Origin of the sequence: Variovorax boronicumulans, assembly GCF_019352895.1 — a bacterium.
GTDB lineage: Bacteria > Pseudomonadota > Gammaproteobacteria > Burkholderiales > Burkholderiaceae_C > Variovorax > Variovorax boronicumulans_A.
Genome location: NZ_JAAAFX010000009.1, coordinates 1,227,774 through 1,245,897 on the forward strand (window position 1 = coordinate 1,227,774; position 18,124 = coordinate 1,245,897).

Here is an 18,124-nt window from a genome sequence, read left to right on the forward strand (position 1 = left end):
GTGGCTGACAAACGACGTTTCTATGTGATCGGCTTCCTGATGCTGATGGCCTTCGACACGCTGGCGCAGATCAGCTTCAAGGTCGCCGGCACTCAGGCCCTGCCGCTGGAGTTCAGCACGGCCTGGCTGGTGCGGGTGTTCGGCCAGCCCTGGATCTACGGCGCCTTCGTCGGCTACATCGGGGCCTTCTTCGCCTGGATGACGCTGCTCAAGCACGCGCCGATCGGGCCGGCCTTCGCCGCTTCGCACCTGGAGATCGTCTCGGTGCTGGCGCTGTCCTGGCTGCTGTTCGACGAGCGCATCGGCTGGCCGCAGATCACGGGCGGCCTGTTCATCATCGCGGGCATCGTCTGCCTGGCCTTCAGCGAAGAGCAGGACGCCGCGCCCGAGACCCTGCACGCGACGCCCCCGGACATCCTGGCCGGCGCCGCGCGCGGCCCCCATGGCTGAACGAGGGGCCGACGTACCGCCCACGGCGGGCCTGCCGCTGCGCGCCGGCGACCTGGCCTGGCCGCACGCCCCCGCCGCATCCGACCTCGGAGCGGCGCTCGCGCGCTTCCTCGGCGTGGCCGAAGTACAGATCGAATGCTCGGGCACGGCCTGCATGGTGGTCGCGCTCACCGCGCTGCAGCGGCTCGCGCCCACGCGCACCGAGGTGGTCGTGCCGGCCTACACCTGCCCGCTGGTGGCATTGGCGGTCGCACGTTGCGGCCTGCAGTTGCGGGTGTGCGACCTGCAACCGGGCACGCTCGACCTGGACCCGGTGCACCTGCGCCAGCTCTGCGGCCCGCAGACCCTGGCCCTGGTGCCCACGCACCTGGGCGGCCGCATCAGCGACGTGGCCACCGCCCAGGCCTGCGCGCGCGAGGTCGGCGCCTGGACGCTCGAGGATGCGGCACAGGCGCTGGGTGCACGCGTCGGCGACCGGAGCGTGGGCGCCCACAGCGACATCGTTTTCTTCAGCCTGGCCGTGGGCAAGGGCCTGACGCTGTTCGAAGGCGGCGCGCTGGTGGTGCACGACCCTGCCCTGCGCCGGGCCTGCGCACAGGCCAGCGCCGACATCGTCCCGCGGCACCGGGGCTGGGAACTGCGACGTTCGATCGAGCTGCTGGGCTATGCGCTGTGCTACCGGCCCGCGGGCCTGGGCCTGGTCTATGGCCGGCCGCTGCGCCAGGCGCTGCGGCGCGACGACTGGGTGGCCGCCGCGGGCGACGATTTCGACCCGGAGATTCCGCTGCACCGCGTGGGCCGCTGGCGCCAGGCGGTGGGGGTGCGCGCGCTGGAACGCCTGCCTGACTTCCTGGCCCAGGGCACGGTGCGCGCGCTGCAGCGCCGCGAGCGCCTGACGCGCATCGCCGGCCTCACGGTGCTGGGCGACAGCCCTTCGATGCCCGACGCGGCCGGCACCTGGCCGGTGCTGATGGTGCGCATGCCCGGCGCCGCGCAACGCGACGCCGCCATCCGCGCGCTCTGGGGCACAGGCTGCGGCCTGAGCCTGCCCTTCGTGCACGCCCTGCCCGACTACCCGCGCTATGCCCGCGTGGTGCCGGCCGCCGAAGCCGGCGCGCTGCCCCATGCGCGCGACCTGGCGCGCCGCCTGCTGGCCGTCAGCAACAGCCCCTGGCTCGACGATGCACGCTTCGAACGGGTGTGCGAGGCGCTGGCGGACTTCAGCCGCTGAGCGCGGCCTCGCGCGCGCGCAACGCCGCCTTGCGTTCCTCGATGTAGTTGCGGGTCAGCGGCACGGCCTCCTGCCGGCGCGCCAGCTGGATCTGGAAGATCGCGATGTCCTGGTAGCGGAAGGCCGTCTCGGACATCGACAGGTAGAACTCCCACATGCGGCAGAAGCGCTCGTCGTAGAGCGCCAGCGCTTCGTCGCGCCGGGCCATGAAGCGTTCGCGCCACAGCCGCAGCGTGCGCGCGTAGTGCAGCCGCAGCACCTCGATGTCGGTCACCACCAGGCCCGCACGCTCGATGGCCGGTGTGCACTCCGAGAGCGAGGGCAGGCTGCCGCCCGGGAAGATGTACTTCTCGATCCACGGGTTGTTGAAGTCCGGCACGTCGGAGTTGCCGATGAAGTGCAGCAGCATCACGCCGTCCTCGGTCAGCAGCTCGCGGCATTGCTGGAAGAAGGCATCGTGGTTGCCACGGCCCACATGCTCGAACATGCCCACCGACACGATGCGCTCGAAGGGCCCCTGGGTGTCTCGGTAGTCCTCGAGCCGGTAGTCGAGCCCGGCGCTGGCCGGCGATGCGGCGCCCAGCCGCTGCGCGGCCTCGAGCTGTTCCGTGGACAGGGTGACGCCACTCACGTGGCCCGCGCCGGCCACCTCCGCGAGGTAGCGCGACAGGCCGCCCCAGCCGCAGCCGATGTCGAGCACGCGCTGGCCGGGCTCGACCAGCAGCTTGGCCGCGATGTGGCGCTTCTTGGCCAGCTGCGCGGCCTCGAGGTCCTCGTCGCCGTGCTCGAAGTAGGCGCAGGAGTACTGGCGGTCGCTGTCGAGGAACAGCCGATAGAGCCGGTCGTCGAGGTCGTAGTGATGGGCCACGTTGGCGCGCGACCGGCTCGGCCGGTTGCGCTGCAGCAGCGGGCGCAGCGCCATGCGCCAGCGGTCGAGCAGGCGCACGAACGGGCCCGGCTGCACGTCCTTGGCATCGCGCAGGAACAGCTCCAGCACATCGTAGACCGTGCCCTCTTCCACCTGCAGCCGCCCCTGCATGAACAGCTCGCCGAACTGCAGGTCGGGGTCGCGCAGCAGCGCCCAGACTGCGCGCCGGTCGGTGAAGCGGATGCCGGCGCGCGGCTGTCCCCCGTCGCCGAACGCCAGCGTCTGGCCGTCCGGCAGCCGCACGCTCAGGTGGCCTCGGCGCACCAGCGGGCCGAAGGCCCGGCGCAGCAAGGCCGCGGTCGATCGATCGAACATGAATGCCTCCCGATGTCTGGGGTGGAAGATGCCACCGCGCCGGCTCAAGACCGGCGTTTTCCGCAAAGCCTAACCGACGCGCGCCAGGTGCCCCAGCAGACGCTGGTTGAACGCATGCTGGCCGGCCTGCCAGTCCGCGAGCTGCACCGGATCGATGGCCGTGTCCTGCCCGTCCTGCGCACTGAGCCAGCGCTTCCAGGCCGTGCGGTAGCGGTAGGCCGACACCTCGCCGGTGACGTCGCTGCCCACGATCTGCCCGCCCAGGGCCTCGAGGATGTGCAGGGCCTGCGATTCCTGCAGCCGCCCCTGGTCCCAGTTGGTGCGCACGACTTCGGGGGCGAACACGTCCTTGTCGATCGAGAGATAGGTCGGCGCGGGCTGGCTGCGCAGCTGCCGCGCCAGGGCCTGGCTCAGGGCTTCGGTGTCGGCGAAGGTACGGAAGGCCGAGCCCAGGCCCAGCCAGCGCGACCAGCCGGTGTCCACGCCAACGCTCCAGTACTGCAGCTTGCCGGCGCGCAGCGGCTTGAGCTGGTTTTCCCAGGCGTGGCGCCAGCCGATGTCGCCCGAGGTGATGCCCACCACCAGCACCTGGCTGACCTCGGGCAGCAGCGCCACGCGCCGCACCCAGGAGCCGCAATGCACGCCGAAGGGAAAGCGCATGTTGTCGGGATGGTTGTCGAACACCACCACGCGCAGGCTCGCGCGCTCGCGCCCGCGCGCGCTGCGCGCCACCAGTGGCCAGCTCAGGTGGTGGAAGTCGCCGCTGCCCATGAACACCGTGCCGTGGCGCTCGACCGCGGGCAGCCGGGCGTCCAGCGACTCGGCCAGCCCGCGCATCACGCCCAGGCCGCAGCCGAAACGCAGCGTCTCCTGCCGGTCCTGCAGGGGAATGCGCAACTCGCCGGCCAGCGGGCCGATCGAGTCGTCGAGGTCCAGCACCACGGGCGGCAGTGCATTCATGGCGTGCCCTCGTGCCACTGGCGGTCGCTTTCGAAATGGCTTGCGAAGCGCTTCGCGAGCCGGCGCAGCAGCGGATTGCGCACGTACACCGCGTGGCGGGTGAAGGTGAAGCGCGCGCCGAGCTGGGCCTTGACCTCGGGGTCGGTCCAGCCCGCGACGTAGTGCGTGAGACCGCGTTCGATCGCGTACTCGAGGTTGACCATCCAGCTCACGAAATACAGGTTGCACTCGCGCGCCGCCGGATAGGAGAAGCCGATGTACTTGTCGACCAGCTTGCCGCCGGCCTCGAAGCAGAGGTTCCAGCCGACCAGGACGCCGGCCTGCCGGTACTCGAACACGACGCCGCCGGCAGAGGCATCGCGCAGCACGCGCGCAAAGAAGGCGCGCGTGAGACGGTCGAAATGCACTTCGCTTTGCGCGTAGACAGCTTCATAGAGCCCATAGTAGGCGTCGATGGCGGCCTCGCTCTCGAAGGCCTCGTCGCCCGTGGGGAGGCGGCGGATCTCCAGCCCCGCGCGGCTGCGCAGCTTGCGGCGCAGGTTCTGCCGCCGGCTCGACGAGAGACGCCCGAGGTAGGCATTGATGTCCGGAAAATCGATGGGCACATAGGCCAGCGCCTGGCCTTCGACCAGCACGCAGCCGGCCGCCACGCAGACCTGCACCAGCGCCTCGGCCTGCCGGTTGTCGGCCTCGTCGAGCAGCGGCGATGCGGCCGGGATGTCCTTGACGATCAGCAGCCGGTAACTCGCGCCCCAGCGTTGCAGCAGGCCGATCAGCCACGCCGCCGGCGCAGCGCCGCGCGGCACCAGCGCGTACTCCGAGACCGTGGAGCCGACGAAGGCCGTCCGGATGCGCAGCCAGCGCGACCAGAGGCGAAACAGCGGCAGCGCCTTGGCGCGCTGCTTGAGTGCCTCGTCGGCGGTGGTCAGCAGATCGAAGGTGGCGCTGAACACCGGTGCCCCCGGGGCACCTTCGAGCACCGCGAAACCTTCGGGCGGATGGGCCTCAAAGGCCGCGATCAGTGCGTCGGGTTCGAGTTGGTGGGCAAACTGCACAGGCGCGTGAAGCCCATCAGCTGCGCTTGGCGCGCGTCAGCAGCTGGTCGAGCAGCACCATGGCCTGGTCGATCTCGGAACGCGAGATCTCGAGCGAAGGCGCGAAGGTGATCACGTTCTTGTAGTAGCCGCCCACGTCGAGCACCAGGCCCATCTTGCGGCCTTCGAACTCGAGGTCGCCCGACAGGCCGATGTCGACCATCTTGTCGAGCAGTTCGCGGTTCGGCGTGAAGCCGTCGTCGGTGCAGATCTCGGCGCGCAGCGCCAGGCCCATGCCGTCGACGTCGCCGATTTCCTTGTGGCGCTTCTGCAGTTCCTTGAGGCCTTCGAGGAAGTAGGCACCGCTGTCGCAGACCTGCTTGCCGTAGTCGATCTCGGCCGTCATGCGCAGCACTTCCAGGCCCAGCGCCGTGCCCAGCGGGTTGGCGGCGAAGGTCGAGTGCGTCGATCCCGGCGGGAACACCTGCGGGTTGATCAGCTCTTCGCGCGCCCACAGGCCGCTCAATGCGTTCAGGCCGTTGGTCAGCGCCTTGGCGAAGACCAGCACGTCGGGCTGCACGCCGAAGTTCTCGATGGCCCAGAGCTTGCCGGTGCGCCAGAAGCCCATCTGGATCTCGTCGACCACCAGCAGGATGCCGTGCTCGTCGAGCACCTTCTTCAGGCCCTTGTAGAAGTTGGGCGGCGGCACGACGTAGCCGCCCGTGCCCTGGATCGGTTCCACGTAGAAGGCCGCGTACTCGCACTGCTTGGTCTTCGGGTCCCACACCGCGTGGTACTCGTTCTCGAACTTGCGTGCGAACTCGCGCACGATCGAATCCGAATACTCCTCGGCCGTCATGCCCTTGGGGCGACGGAAGGGGTACGGGAAGGGAATGAACTGCGCACGGTCACCGAAGTGGCCGAAGCGACGACGGTAGCGGTAGCTCGAGGTGATGCTCGAGGCGCCCAGCGTGCGGCCGTGGTAGCCGCCTTCGAAGGCGAACATCAGGCTCTTGCCGTTGCTGGCATTGCGCACCACCTTGAGCGAGTCCTCGATGGCCTGCGCACCGCCGACGTTGAAGTGCACGCGGCCGGCACGGCCCCACTTCTTCTCGGCGTCCTGGGCGATCCATTTGGCCAGCTCGATCTTGGTCGGGTGCAGGTACTGGCTGGCCACCTGCGGCAGCGTCTCCAGCTGGCGCTTCATGACGTCTTCGAGGCGCTTGTTCTTGTAGCCGAAATTGACGGCCGAGTACCACATCTGCAGGTCGAGGTAAGGCGTGCCTTCGGCGTCGTACATGTAGCTGCCGTCGCAGCCGGAGAAGATCTTGGGCGGGTTCACGTAATGAACCGTGTCGCCAAAGGAACAATATTTCGCCTCGTCAGCCAGCAGCTGTGCACTCATGGGGGAAGAACTCCAGAACTCGGAACATTCGGCGTGGTGTCACGGCACATGCCGTGGCGCCGAACGCCGTCAGGCCATTCCGGGCACGACGCACCGGTGATGGATGACGGGAGTCTGCGCGGGCAACCTTGAAGGACTGTTGCGCGTTTGTGTGCGGCTTGTGGAGAGGCGAAGGGAGCCCTGCGCTAGCCGGCCGCGGCCTGCAGGGCCTCGAAGGACTCGATCTCGATGCGCCCGTAGCCCACCGTCAGCACGCCCTGCCCGGCCAGCGCGTGCAGTTCCTTGGACAGCGTCTGGCGCGTCACGCCCAGCATCATCGCGATCGCCTCCTGCGGCAGCGCGATCTGCCGGCGCATCTGCGGCGACTGGGTCACATCGCCGCGGGCCAGCGCCAGCAGCCGGCGCGCCACGCGCGAGCGCAGATCGCGCAGCGTCGCATCTTCCATCAGGCTGTAGAGGCCGCGCACGCGGTTGGCGAGCAGCAGCGCCATGGCCTGGGCAAAAGCCAGTTCGCCCATCTGGCGCGCGAACGCGGCATGCGGCACCACCAGCACCTCGGCGTCGGCCAGCGCGGTGGCGTCGTGCGACCGCAGCGAGCCGTCGATCAGCGAGATCTCGCCGAACCAGTTGCCGGGCTCGAGCATCGCGAGGATCGCCTCGCGGCCGTCCTGGCGCAAGGTCGACACCTTGATGAAGCCGCTGGCCAGCCCGTAGAAGCCGCCCGAGATGCCGTCGCCGCCGTCGCCCTGCCGGTAGAGCATGGCGCCGCGCACCAGGTGGTGCACCTCGGCCACGGACAGCAGGCCGTCGCGCTGCGCACGCGGCAGCGCGGCGAACCAGGGGTTGGCCTCCATCGCATCGCGGTGGGCGGCGGTCACGTGGGTCGGTGCACGAAGGGACATGGCTGCAAGGGCGCGTCGGGCCGCCGGGGGTAAACGAGGAGGCCAATTGTTCGCTATTTGACAGTTGAATGGGAGCCGGCTGCCTAAAGTGGGCTTCGGCCTTTTCCATGGCCCACGGAGACATACGATGAATCAAAGAGCGACTTTCGTCCGCATGCAGGACAGCACCCGCGAAGACTGGCAGGCCATCGGCGGCGAGTTCATGCAGTTCGCGGGCAGCCTGCCGCAGCGCGTGGTGCGGCACCTTCAGATCCTGCAGGGCGACTACGGCGGCTTTCCGGTAGACCGCTACACCCACTCGCTGCAGACCGCCACCCGCGCGCTGCGCGACGGCCGCGACGAGGAGTACGTGGTGTGCGCGCTGCTGCACGACATCGGCGACACGCTTGGCACCTTCAACCACCCGGACATCGCGGCCGCGATCCTCCAGCCCTTCGTGAGCGAGGCGAACCACTGGATGGTCCAGCACCACGGCATCTTCCAGGGCCACTACTTCTTCCACCACCTGGGCATGGACCGCGACCTGCGCGAGCGCTACCGGCAGAGCCCGAACTACGAGCGCACGGCCGAGTTCTGCGAGCTCTACGACAACCCGGCCTTCGACCCCAAGGGCGAGACCCTGCCGATCGAGGACTTCATGCCGATGCTGCAGCGCCTGATGGCGCAGCCCCGCCAGAGCCTCTACAAGTCGGTGCTGCAGAAGCCCGCCGACGCCATCGCCTGACCACGAACGAAGGATTTCCCATGAACGCCACCACCCCCTCCGAAACCCAGCAGCTCGTGTCCGCCGAGGAATGGCAGCTGCGCGTCGACCTCGCCGCCTGCTACCGCCTGGTCGCGCTCTACGGCTGGAGCGACCTGGTCTTCACCCACATCAGCGCGCGCGTGCCGGGCCCCGAGCACCACTTCCTGATCAATCCCTACGGCCTGATGTTCGACGAGATCACGGCCTCGAGCCTGGTCAAGGTCGACCAGCAATGCAACAAGGTGATCGAGTCGCCCTACCCGGTCAACCCGGCCGGCTTCGTGATCCACAGCGCGGTGCATGCGGTGCGCGAAGACGCGCAATGCGTGCTGCACACCCACACCCGCGCGGGCATCGCGGTCAGTGCGCAGAAGAACGGCGTGCTGCCGATCAGCCAGCAGTCGACCTTCGTGCTGGCCTCGCTGGCCTACCACGGCTACGAGGGCGTGGCGATCCGCGACGACGAGAAGGCGCGGTTGCAGGCCAACCTGGGCGAAGCCAGTTTCCTGATGCTGCGCAACCACGGCCTGCTGACCATCGGCAAGAGCGTGGCCGATGCCTTCCTCTCGATGTACACCTTCGAGAACACCTGCCAGATCCAGATCGCCGCGCAATCGGGCGGCGGCGAGCTCACGCAGGTCGACCCGCGCATCGTCGAGGGCGTGGGCCATGCGATGAAGGTGCAGACCGGCGGCCTCGGCGGCGCCTTCGTCTGGCCCTCGCTGATCCGCAAGCTCGACCGCATCGACCCCGGCTACCGGAACTGAGCGCCGCATGGACGGCACCGTCGTCATCACGCGCGCGCTGTTCGGCGCGCTGGCGCTGGTCATGTTCGGCCTGGGCCTGTCGCTGTCGGTGGCCGACTTCCGGCGGCTCGCACAGCACCCCAAGGCGGTGGCCATCGCGCTGCTGCTGCAGGTGGTGGGCCTGCCGCTGGCCTGCTACGCCATCGTGCTCGCCTTCGGTATGCCGCCGGTGTTCGCGGTCGGGCTGATGCTGCTGGCCGCCTCGCCGGGCGGCATTTCGGCCAACCTGTTCTCGCACCTGTTCGGCGGCAACGTGGCGATGAACATCTCGCTCACCGCGGCCAACACGGTGCTGTCGATCCTCACGCTGCCGCTGATCGCCAACTGGGCCATCGCGCACTTCATCCAGAGCGGCCAGCTGGTGCCCATGCAAACGGGGAAGCTGCTGGAGGTGATCGCGATCGTGCTGATGCCGGTGCTGATCGGCATGGTGGTCGCGTCTCGCAGGCCCGGCTTCTCGGCGCGCATGGAAAAGCCTGTCAAGGTGTTCAGCGCCGTGGTGCTGGCCGTGGTCACGGTGCTGGCCATCGCCAAGGAATGGAGCTCGATCTCGGTCGCCTTCGCGCAGATCGGCCCGGCCGTGCTGCTGTTCAACCTGCTGAGCCTGGGCGCGGGCTACGGCCTGAGCCGCGTGGCCGGGCTCGACCGGCCGCTGGCGACCGCCATCAGCTACGAGATCGGCATCCACAACTCGACGCTGGCGATCTTCGTGGCGCTCAGCGTGCTGGGCAGCTACCAGCTCGCACTGCCGGCGGCCATCTACTCGGTCGTGATGTACCTGACGGCGCCGCTGTTCGGGCTGCTGCTGCGGCGCGGCGCACGCGCGGCCGACTCCGCCCAGGCGGCCCAGGCGGCGCGTGCGGCGGTCGCGCCGGCCACGCCCAACTGAGCACGACGCTCCCCGCCGCCGAACCGTCGGCGGGGGTCCGCGATCTCCCCACGACCCCTCGCGAAACCCTCCGGCGCATGTGCCCGATGAGATGCCCTACGCTCGGGCGGTTCGTCAATTTCCAACGCCACGCATCTGCACACACGGAGCCTTCCCTCGTGACCGACTCACCCGACTACCATCCCCCCAAGGTCTGGACCTGGAACAAGGCCAGCGGCGGCAAGTTCGCCAACATCAACCGTCCGATCGCCGGGTCGACGCACGACAAGGAACTGCCGGTCGGCCGCCATCCCCTGCAGCTCTATTCGCTCGCCACGCCCAACGGCGTCAAGGTCACGGTGATGCTGGAGGAGCTGCTGGCGCTCGGCCATGCAGGCGCGGAATACGACGCCTGGCTCATCAGGATCAACGAGGGCGACCAGTTCGGCAGCGGCTTCGTCGGGGTCAATCCGAACTCGAAGATCCCGGCGTTGCTGGACCGCAGCGGACCGACGCCGGTCCGCGTGTTCGAGTCGGGCGCCATCCTGGTCTACCTGGCCGAGAAGTTCGGCGCTTTCCTGCCGACCGAGCCCGCGCGCCGTGCCGAATGCATGGCCTGGCTGTTCTGGCAGATGGGCAGCGCGCCCTACCTCGGCGGCGGCTTCGGCCATTTCTACGCCTATGCGCCGACGAAGATCGAGTACGCGATCGACCGCTTCGCGATGGAGGTCAAGCGCCAGCTCGACGTGCTGGACCGGCGCCTCGCGGAATCGCCCTATCTGGCGGGTGACGACTACACGATCGCCGACATCGCGGTCTGGTCCTGGTACGGCGCGCTCGCCAAGGGCCTGCTCTACGAGGCGGGCGAGTTCCTTCAGGTGCAGGCCTACACCCATGTGCAGCGCTGGACCGATGCCATCGCCGAACGGCCCGCGGTGCAGCGTGGCCGCCGCGTCAACCGCACCTGGGGCGATGCGGCGAGCCAGCTGCCCGAGCGGCACGCGGCCGGCGACTTCGACGCCCCGCCGCCGCAGGCCTGAGCCCGGCGCGCAGCTCGGCAGCGCCTGGCGGCCAACGGCAAATCATCCACCGCGGAGGCCCCGCTCTCCGCCTTTGCGTCAATCGGGGCCCGTGACCGGCAGGCCACTCTGACGCACGCTGCCGATGGTCTAAGCAGCGCCGCCGGCACGGCCGCCCTTGCGCGCCGCGTCGTGGTTCTCGGCCCGGCCACGTCCCGAGCCGCTCTTGTTGCCGCCGCCCGATTCCTTGTTCACCGTGGCCCAGGCGCGGCGCTCGGCCTCCGCCTTGGCCACGCCGCGGTCTTCGTAGCCTTCTTCGATGTGCTCGGCCTTGCGTTTCTGCTTGTCCGTGTACGACGACTTGTCCCCTTGAGGCATGGTGTGCTCCTGTGAAGTGACCGAGATCGGATTGCCGCGCGGCGGAGGGCCGGCATGGGTAGGAAAGATCGCCATGCACTCGTCGGTCAAGCACGGTGCACACGCCGACAGCCGGCGTCGGCCCGGGACCACAGGCGCCGCCCGCCGCGACACCGCAAGCTGGCTGCTTGCCGACTTGCATCAGGAGAAATGACATGGCCACCAGCAGCGCAGCAGGCGCCCCCAGCACCCACCCCGTCCAACCCGACGACGACACCCGCCTGCTCGGCCCGAGCGACAGCTCGGACAGCGGCAGCGACACCCTCGGACAGCGCGCCGATCTGGCACCGCCGGAAGACAGCCTGACCGGCACCACGCTGGAGCCTCTGGAGGGCGGCAGCGACAGCGCCGGCACCGGCGAGCGCGCCGACGCCGAGGGCGACCTGCCGCCCGACGGCGCGGACATCCTGCCCGACCGCATCATCGGACCGGGTGGCGGGCGCCTGGACCCGTCGGAGGTGCATTCGCTCGGCGGCACCTGGACTGCGGAGGAAGCGGTGGACGAAGGGGATGAAGACGACGAGGACGCCGCCTGAGCGATCCGACGGCTCCAGCGCCGAGCGCGGGCGGCGCCGACCCGTGTGCGCCCGGCTGCGCCCGAGCGCCTGGACGCAGCCAAGGATGTGCTGCGTGAGCCGTTCCGTCGGCCACGCCATCGCGCGGCGCCCACCACCAGCCCTCTCGAAGCCGGATACCGTGCCCGAAGGGCTGCACGCGACGCATAAACTGCGGTCTTCCGAAGCTTTGCGCCCACCGGGGTGCCCGACGCCATGGACCGTTCGCCTCTCCCCCCCGCTTCCACCACCGCACTGCGCGCGGCCTTCGCGCCCACCGGCACGCTGCGCGCGTCCATCAACCTGGGCAACCCGATCCTCGCCGCGCGCGACGCGGCCGGTGGCGAGCCCGTCGGTGTCTCGGTCGACCTCGCGCGGGCGCTGGCCCGGCGCCTGGAAGTGCCGCTCGAATGCCTGGTGTTCGACAAGGCTGCGCAATCGGTCGAGGCGGTGCGCAACGAGCGCGCCGACATCGGCTTCTTCGCCATCGACCCGGCGCGCAGCGAGGGCCTGGGTTTCACCGCGGCCTATGTGCTGATCGAAGGCAGCTACCTCGTGCCGAGCGCTGCCTCGCTGCAGGACAACGCCGAAGTCGACCGCGCGGGCCTGCGCGTGGGCGTCGGCTCGGGCAGCGCCTACGACCTGTTCCTGACGCGCGCGCTCCAGGCTGCGCAGATCGAGCGCTTCTTCAATGCCGAGGCCGTGACCGAGGCACTCAAGGAGGGTCGCATCGAGGTCGCGGCCGGCATCCGCAAGCAGTTGCAGACGCTCACCCGATCCGACCCCGGCCTGCGGCTGCTGCCCGGCCGCTTCATGGTGATCCAGCAGGCCATGGGCCTGCCGGCGAGTCGGGGAACGCAAGCCAGGGAAGCGCTGGCGGCCTTCGTCGAGGAGATGAAGGCCAGCGGCTTCGTCGCCGAGGCCCTGGCGCGCCACCGCATCGACGGTGGCACCGTGGCGCCGGCTGCCTGAGCACCGCCGCTACAGCAGGTCTTCGGGCAGCAGCTTGAGCAGCAGCCAGTCCTTGAAGCTGCCGAGCCAGCTGGCGCCGGGCTCGTCGGTGATGAGCTTCTGGCTGCCGTCGGCGTCGTGCTCGATCCACTCGACGCCCTCCCCTTCGCCGCGCAGGCGCAGCTCGTAGGCGCCCATCGAACGCAGCGTCATGAGCTTGCCGAACTGCTCGGCCAGCGCCGGGCTGTCGACCAGGATGCCGATCTCGGTGTTGAGCCGCGCGGAGCGGCCGTCGAGGTTCATCGAGCCCAGGAAGATCCGGCGCCGGTCCACCAGCGCCACCTTGGCGTGCAGCCGCCCCGAGGAGCTGCGGAAGTCGCCCAGGCCGGCCTGGCGCGGCGCGAGCTTGGCGCCCAGTTCGAACACGCGCACGCCGGCCTTGAGCATGCGGTAGCGGTACTTCGCATAGCCGGCGTACACCAGCGATTCGTCGGTGGCGTCGAGGGAGTTGGTGAGCACGATCACCTGCACCTTGTTGTCGACCGCCATCTGCAGCAGCTTGACCCCGTCCTCGCCCGGAATGAAATAGGGCGAGACCATCACCACTTCCGACGTGGCGCCGCTGAGCATGGCGATGGTGCGCTGGGTCACGCTGTCGGCGAAGCTGGCCTCGGGGTCGTCCATCGCGACCTTCTTGGGCGTGTCGGCGATCGCACGGCCGTCGCCCGGGATCTGCACGAGGCGGCCCGCCTGCAGCTGGCGTTCGATGGGCGCATGGCCGAGCACGTCGGTGTCGCGTTCGGTGGTCGCGGGCGCGGCCCCGGCCAGCCGGGCCTGCAGCCAGCTGCGCGTGACCTCGCTGTCGGCCGGGACCCGCATCAGGTTGTCGATCGGACGGGTCTGGGCGCTGTTCCAGAAGTCGTCGAAGGTGTCGGACAGCTCGGGCACCACCGGCCCGCTGACCAGCACGTCGAGGTCGATGAAGTTCGCGACGTCGCTGCGCATGAAGTACTCGTCGGCGATGTTGCGCCCGCCGGTGATGGCCAGGCTGTTGTCGGCCACGAAGAGCTTGTTGTGCATGCGCCGGTTGAAGCGGCGGAAATCGGCCAGCGACAGGGCCAGCCGCAGGCCGAGCGGCCCGCTGCGCACGGCCAGCGGATTGAACAGCCGCAGCTCGAAGTTGGGCTGCGAGGCCAGCGCGGCGAACAGCGCGTCCTTGCCCGCCGTGTAGAAGTCGTCGACCAGCAGCCGCACCCGCACGCCGCGCCGCGCGGCATCGAGCAAGGCGCCCAGGAACTGCTTGCCGCTGGCGTCGTCCTGCAGGATGTAGTACTGGGCGTCGAGCGTCTTCTGGGCCGCGCGCGCCAGCGCCAGGCGCGCATTGAAGGCGGTCGGCCCCTCGGGCATCAGCTGGAAGCCGGAGAAGCCGGTGGGCATGCCCTGCCCGCTGGCCAGCGCGATCTGCGCCAGCCGGGTGTCGGCAACGTCGGTGCGCGCCGCCGAGAAGCGTTCGGCCTGCGGTGGGGGCAGGCTGGCACAACCCGCCAGCACCACCGCCGCGGACAGTGCTGCGGCACGCAGGAGTCGCTGGAGGGTCAGCGGCATGATGGTGTCTCCACCGGGGCGGGTCAGACCCGTTCGGCCACCCAGCCCTGGACCGAGGCCAGCGCGGCCGCGAGGCCGCTGGCGTCGGTGCCGCCGGCCATCGCCATGTCGGGCTTGCCGCCGCCCTTGCCGCCGACCTGCTGGGCCACGAAGTTGACCAGTTCGCCGGCCTTGACCTTGCCGAGCGTGTCGGAGGTCACGCCCGCCGCCAGCTGCACCTTGCTGCCTTCGGCGATCGCCAGCACGATGACCGCGCTCTTGAGCTTGTCCTTGAGCTTGTCCATGGTGTCGCGCAGCGTCTTGGCGTCGCCGCCGTCGAGCTTGGCGACCAGCAGCTTGATGCCGTTGAGGTCGATCGCCTGGGTGATGAGTTCGTCGCCCTTCGACGACGCCAGCTTGCCCTTGAGCGTGCCGATCTCGCGCTCGAGCGTCTTCATCTGGTCGAGCAGCTGGGCCAGGCGCGACTGCAGTTCGGCCGGGGCCGACTTGAGCGTCTGGGCCGCGGTCTGCACCGCCGATTCGAGCTCCTGCAGGTAGGCCAGCGCGTTGGCGCCGGTGATCGCCTCGATGCGGCGCACGCCCGCGGCCACACCGCTCTCGCTGGTGATCTTGAACAGGCCGATGTCGCCGGTGCGGCTCACGTGGGTGCCGCCGCAGAGTTCGCGGCTGGAACCGATGTCGAGCACGCGCACGCTCTCGCCGTACTTCTCGCCGAACAGCATCATCGCGCCGGTCTTCTGGGCCGACTCGATGTCCATCACGCGCGCCTGGGTGGCCGCGTTGCCCAGGATCTCGGCGTTCACGCGCTTCTCGATCTCGAGGATCTGCTCGCGCGTGACCGCGGCGTTGTGCGCGAAGTCGAAGCGCGTCTTGTCGGCGTCGACCAGCGAGCCCTTCTGCTGCACGTGCGTGCCCAGCACCTCGCGCAGCGCCTTGTGCATCAGGTGGGTCACGCTGTGGTTGCGCATGGTCGCGTGGCGGCGTTCGCCGTCGACCGCGGCCTTGACCGTGTCGCCGACCTTGAGCGTGCCCTGGGTCTGCGTGCCGTGGTGGCCGAACACGTCGGCCTTGATCTTCTGCGTGTCGTCGACGCCGAACTGCACGCCTTCGGCGCTCAGCATGCCCTGGTCGCCGACCTGGCCGCCGCTCTCCGAATAGAAGGGCGTGGTGTCGAGCACCACGATGCCGGCCTGGCCTTCCTTGAGTTCGGGCACCGCCACGCCTTCGAAGTACAGCGCCTGCACGGTGGCCTGCGCCTCGAGGTGCTCGTAGCCGGTGAAGGTGTTGCCCGCGCCCGCGTACTCGACGTTGCGGTCCATCTTGAACTTGCCGGCCGCGCGGCCCGCGGCCTTCTGCTTTTCCATGGCGGCGTTGAAGCCGGCCTCGTCGACGCTCACGCCGCGCTCGCGGCAGACGTCGGCCGACAGGTCGAGCGGGAAGCCGAAGGTGTCGTGCAGCTTGAACGCGACCTCGCCCGGCAGCGTGGTGGCGCCGCCGGCCAGCGCCGTGTCGAGGATGTCCATGCCGTTGGCCAGGGTCTCGAAGAAGCGTTCTTCCTCGGCCTTGAGCGTGTCGGTGATGTGCTTCTGATCGGCCACCAGCTTGGGATAGGCATCGCCCATGATGGCCACCAGGTCGGCCACCAGCTTGTGGAAGAAGGGCTTCTTCTGGCCCAGCAGGTAGCCGTGGCGGATGGCGCGGCGGATGATCCGGCGCTGCACGTAGCCGCGGCCTTCGTTCGAGGGGATCACGCCGTCGGTCACCAGGAAGGCGGTGGCGCGGATGTGGTCGGCGATCACGCGCAGGCTCTTGTGGTCGAGGTCGGCGGTGCGCGTCTCGCGCGCGGCGGCCTTCACCAGCTTGTCGAACAGGTCGATCTCGTAGTTGCTGTGCACGTGCTGCAGGATCGCGGCCAGCCGCTCCAGGCCCATGCCGGTGTCGACGCAGGGCGCGGGCAGTTTCTTGACCGAGCCGTCGGGCTGCATGTCGAACTGCATGAACACGTTGTTCCAGATCTCGATGTAGCGGTCGCCGTCTTCGTCCGGCGAGCCGGGCGGGCCGCCCGCGATCTCGGGGCCGTGGTCGTAGAAGATCTCGGAGCACGGGCCGCAGGGGCCGGTGTCCGCCATCATCCAGAAGTTGTCGGACATGTAGCGGCCGCCCTTGTTGTCGCCGATGCGCACGACGCGCTCGGGCGGCAGGCCGATCTCCTTGGTCCAGATGTCGTAGGCCTCGTCGTCCTCGATGTAGACCGTGGCCCAGAGCTTCTCGGCGGGCAGCTTGTAGACCTCGGTCAGCAGCTCGAAGGCCCACTTGAGCGATTCGCGCTTGAAGTAGTCGCCGAAGCTCCAGTTGCCCAGCATCTCGAAGAAGGTGTGGTGGCGCGCGGTGTAGCCCACGTTTTCCAGGTCGTTGTGCTTGCCGCCGGCGCGCAGGCAGGCCTGGACCGAGGTCGCACGCTGGTAGGGGCGCTTGTCCTCGCCGAGGAACACGTCCTTGAACTGCACCATGCCCGAGTTGGTGAACATCAGGGTCGGGTCGTTGCCCGGCACCAGCGGGCTGGACGGCACGATGGTGTGGCCCTTCGAGGCGAAGAAATCGAGGAAGGTCTTGCGGATGTCCGCGACCGTGAAGGTGGGCTGGCTCATGGGATGAAAAGGCTGGCGCAGCGGAACAGTGCTCCCGCTAACTGCTTGATTTGATTGGCCATTCGATTATAGGTTTGGGACCACCCCCGCACCCGCGTGGGCCCATGCCCTTTGCCGCTCGGCCCGCGCCCGCCAGGCGCTACTTCAGGTCCATGAAGTTGCTCTCGATCCAGACCCGGCCTTCCTCGTTGAGCGCGAGGTCGAGCGCCTGGTCCCTGGAGATCTTCTTTTCCTTGATCGCCACCGACAGCGGGTTCTCGAACGAATCGTCCTTGCGGTGGTTGTAGATGCGCTCGTTGCCCTCGGGATCGCTGTAGATGTAGGACACGCTGATGCCGTCGAGGTCGGCAAAGGGCTGCAGGAACTCCATGAACTGCGAGGCGGTGATGCCCTCGGCCTTGATGGCCTGCCAGTGCTTGAAGTAGATCGACTGGCCCAGCACCGCCTCGCGGCGCTGGATCTGCCGGGCCCGCTGCGGGTCGGGCTCGGGCGCCTTGCGCGGCCATTCACGCGGGGCGCTCGGCGCGACCGGCTCGACCTTCGGCGCCGCGGCCGGTGCCTGCGGCATGGGCGACGCGGCCGGCGGAACGGGTCGCGCGGCCGCCATGGTGGGCGCCTGGGCCATCGGTGCCGGCCTGCCCGCCCCGGCTTCTCGACCGCGCCACAGCCGCCGCAGGCGATCGATCATAGGGAGCCTGCTTTGGTCCGTTCGTTGGCCGCGAGGCGCGCCACGGTGGGGTCCGACAGGATCAGCACCGCGCGGTAGGCGGCGCGGCCGGCCAGCTTGGCGTCCTCGGCCAGTTGCTTCCAGCTGCGCTCCTGCTCCTGCGGCGACAGCGCCGCCGATTGGCGCAGCATGGTGCGGCTGATCTCCAGCAGCGCCTGCGCCGAGGTCAGGCAGAAGTGCACGGCGGACAGTTCCGGCCGGTCGCGGTAGTGCGCCATTTCCGTCTGACGCACGTTGACCTGGTCTTCCGCCGACAACATGCCGAAATCGGTGGACCGGCAGAACGGCACGCTGCCGAAAGCGCCGCCGAAACCCTGCATCGCCGCCTCGATGGCGGCCGAGGCTTCGTCGACGAGCATGGCCTCGCGCTCCCTCAAATCCATAAGTGTCTTCCGTACGTTTGCATGTATCCCTCACGATGGAAGGCGTCTGGGTCCGGCGCCTCACCGGGTCGGCTGTCGGCGGCCGGGCGGGGAGCGGATGGGGCCGGATGCTACCGCGCGCCTCTTTCCCGCCCGCAAACGAAAGAATGAATTCGACGCCGCCAGTGCCTAAAGTA

Annotated in this window: 18 protein-coding genes; 8 read left to right on the forward strand and 10 right to left on the reverse strand. The window is 69.2% G+C overall.

Annotation, left to right across the window (positions count from 1 at the left end):
* Together K0H49_RS24820 and K0H49_RS24825 are read left to right on the forward strand one after the other, a co-directional pair.
* Positions 1 to 450, forward strand: coding sequence for a DMT family transporter (locus K0H49_RS24820; RefSeq protein ID WP_374122414.1), 450 nt, complete (start codon positions 1 to 3; stop codon positions 448 to 450).
* Positions 443 to 1,681 carry a DegT/DnrJ/EryC1/StrS family aminotransferase gene (locus K0H49_RS24825; protein WP_219218332.1) on the forward strand — a complete coding sequence of 413 codons (1,239 nt, stop codon included), beginning with the start codon at positions 443 to 445 and terminating at the stop codon, positions 1,679 to 1,681. Before K0H49_RS24820 ends, K0H49_RS24825 begins: the two co-directional genes overlap by 8 nt.
* Here the strand turns inward: K0H49_RS24825 and K0H49_RS24830 are convergent.
* From K0H49_RS24830 to K0H49_RS24850, 5 genes are all read right to left on the reverse strand, one after another.
* Positions 1,671 to 2,924 carry a class I SAM-dependent methyltransferase gene (locus tag K0H49_RS24830; protein ID WP_219218335.1) on the reverse strand — a complete coding sequence of 418 codons (1,254 nt, stop codon included), beginning with the start codon at positions 2,922 to 2,924 and terminating at the stop codon, positions 1,671 to 1,673. The genes K0H49_RS24825 and K0H49_RS24830 overlap by 11 nt on opposite strands.
* Before the next feature lie 69 nt (positions 2,925 to 2,993).
* Positions 2,994 to 3,884, reverse strand: coding sequence for a hypothetical protein (locus tag K0H49_RS24835; RefSeq protein ID WP_219218337.1), 891 nt, complete (start codon positions 3,882 to 3,884; stop codon positions 2,994 to 2,996).
* Entirely contained in the window at positions 3,881 to 4,939 is a 1,059-nt protein-coding gene (locus tag K0H49_RS24840; protein ID WP_219218338.1) for a GNAT family N-acetyltransferase, read from the reverse strand. Before K0H49_RS24840 ends, K0H49_RS24835 begins: the two co-directional genes overlap by 4 nt.
* A gap of 16 nt (positions 4,940 to 4,955) precedes the next feature.
* Positions 4,956 to 6,323: an aspartate aminotransferase family protein gene (locus K0H49_RS24845; RefSeq protein WP_219218340.1), complete on the reverse strand. Its 1,368-nt coding sequence runs from the start codon at positions 6,321 to 6,323 to the stop codon at positions 4,956 to 4,958.
* Between the two features lie 185 nt (positions 6,324 to 6,508).
* A complete protein-coding gene (locus K0H49_RS24850) occupies positions 6,509 to 7,225 on the reverse strand; it encodes a Crp/Fnr family transcriptional regulator (protein ID WP_219218342.1) in 717 nt (238 codons plus the stop codon).
* 127 nt (positions 7,226 to 7,352) lie between these two features.
* Between K0H49_RS24850 and K0H49_RS24855 the strand changes: the two genes are divergently transcribed.
* From K0H49_RS24855 to yghU, 4 genes are all read left to right on the forward strand, one after another.
* Complete coding sequence (locus tag K0H49_RS24855; RefSeq protein WP_219218344.1) at positions 7,353 to 7,949, forward strand: HD domain-containing protein; 597 nt, start codon at positions 7,353 to 7,355, stop codon at positions 7,947 to 7,949.
* A gap of 20 nt (positions 7,950 to 7,969) precedes the next feature.
* Positions 7,970 to 8,737 (forward strand): class II aldolase/adducin family protein, encoded by a 768-nt coding sequence (locus tag K0H49_RS24860; protein ID WP_219218346.1) that lies wholly within the window; start codon positions 7,970 to 7,972, stop codon positions 8,735 to 8,737.
* Between the two features lie 7 nt (positions 8,738 to 8,744).
* Positions 8,745 to 9,665 (forward strand): bile acid:sodium symporter family protein, encoded by a 921-nt coding sequence (locus K0H49_RS24865; RefSeq protein ID WP_219218349.1) that lies wholly within the window; start codon positions 8,745 to 8,747, stop codon positions 9,663 to 9,665.
* A gap of 158 nt (positions 9,666 to 9,823) precedes the next feature.
* Positions 9,824 to 10,684, forward strand: a complete 861-nt coding sequence (yghU, locus tag K0H49_RS24870; RefSeq protein WP_219218364.1) for a glutathione-dependent disulfide-bond oxidoreductase — start codon at positions 9,824 to 9,826, stop codon at positions 10,682 to 10,684.
* Positions 10,685 to 10,813: 129 nt separating this feature from the next.
* Here the strand turns inward: yghU and K0H49_RS24875 are convergent, their stop codons facing one another.
* The gene (locus K0H49_RS24875) at positions 10,814 to 11,041 is read right to left on the reverse strand and encodes a plasmid stabilization protein (RefSeq protein WP_219218366.1); all 228 of its coding nucleotides are present in this window, start codon (positions 11,039 to 11,041) and stop codon (positions 10,814 to 10,816) included.
* Between the two features lie 194 nt (positions 11,042 to 11,235).
* On the opposite strand from K0H49_RS24875, the gene K0H49_RS24880 reads away from it, so the two are divergent.
* The gene (locus tag K0H49_RS24880) at positions 11,236 to 11,616 is read left to right on the forward strand and encodes a hypothetical protein (RefSeq protein WP_219218368.1); all 381 of its coding nucleotides are present in this window, start codon (positions 11,236 to 11,238) and stop codon (positions 11,614 to 11,616) included.
* Positions 11,617 to 11,850: 234 nt separating this feature from the next.
* Positions 11,851 to 12,606, forward strand: coding sequence for a transporter substrate-binding domain-containing protein (locus K0H49_RS24885; protein WP_219218370.1), 756 nt, complete (start codon positions 11,851 to 11,853; stop codon positions 12,604 to 12,606).
* Positions 12,607 to 12,615: 9 nt separating this feature from the next.
* Here K0H49_RS24885 and K0H49_RS24890 read toward each other — a convergent pair whose 3' ends face one another.
* The 4 genes from K0H49_RS24890 to K0H49_RS24905 form a co-directional block, all read right to left on the reverse strand.
* Entirely contained in the window at positions 12,616 to 14,190 is a 1,575-nt protein-coding gene (locus K0H49_RS24890; protein WP_219218371.1) for a phospholipase D-like domain-containing protein, read from the reverse strand.
* 23 nt (positions 14,191 to 14,213) lie between these two features.
* Positions 14,214 to 16,838, reverse strand: a complete 2,625-nt coding sequence (gene alaS, locus K0H49_RS24895; protein ID WP_219218373.1) for an alanine--tRNA ligase — start codon at positions 16,836 to 16,838, stop codon at positions 14,214 to 14,216.
* A gap of 139 nt (positions 16,839 to 16,977) precedes the next feature.
* Positions 16,978 to 17,526 (reverse strand): hypothetical protein, encoded by a 549-nt coding sequence (locus K0H49_RS24900; RefSeq protein ID WP_219218375.1) that lies wholly within the window; start codon positions 17,524 to 17,526, stop codon positions 16,978 to 16,980.
* Positions 17,523 to 17,924 (reverse strand): hypothetical protein, encoded by a 402-nt coding sequence (locus tag K0H49_RS24905; protein ID WP_219218378.1) that lies wholly within the window; start codon positions 17,922 to 17,924, stop codon positions 17,523 to 17,525. The genes K0H49_RS24900 and K0H49_RS24905 overlap by 4 nt, the downstream gene beginning before the upstream one ends.
* Between the last annotated feature and the right edge of the window lie 200 nt (positions 17,925 to 18,124).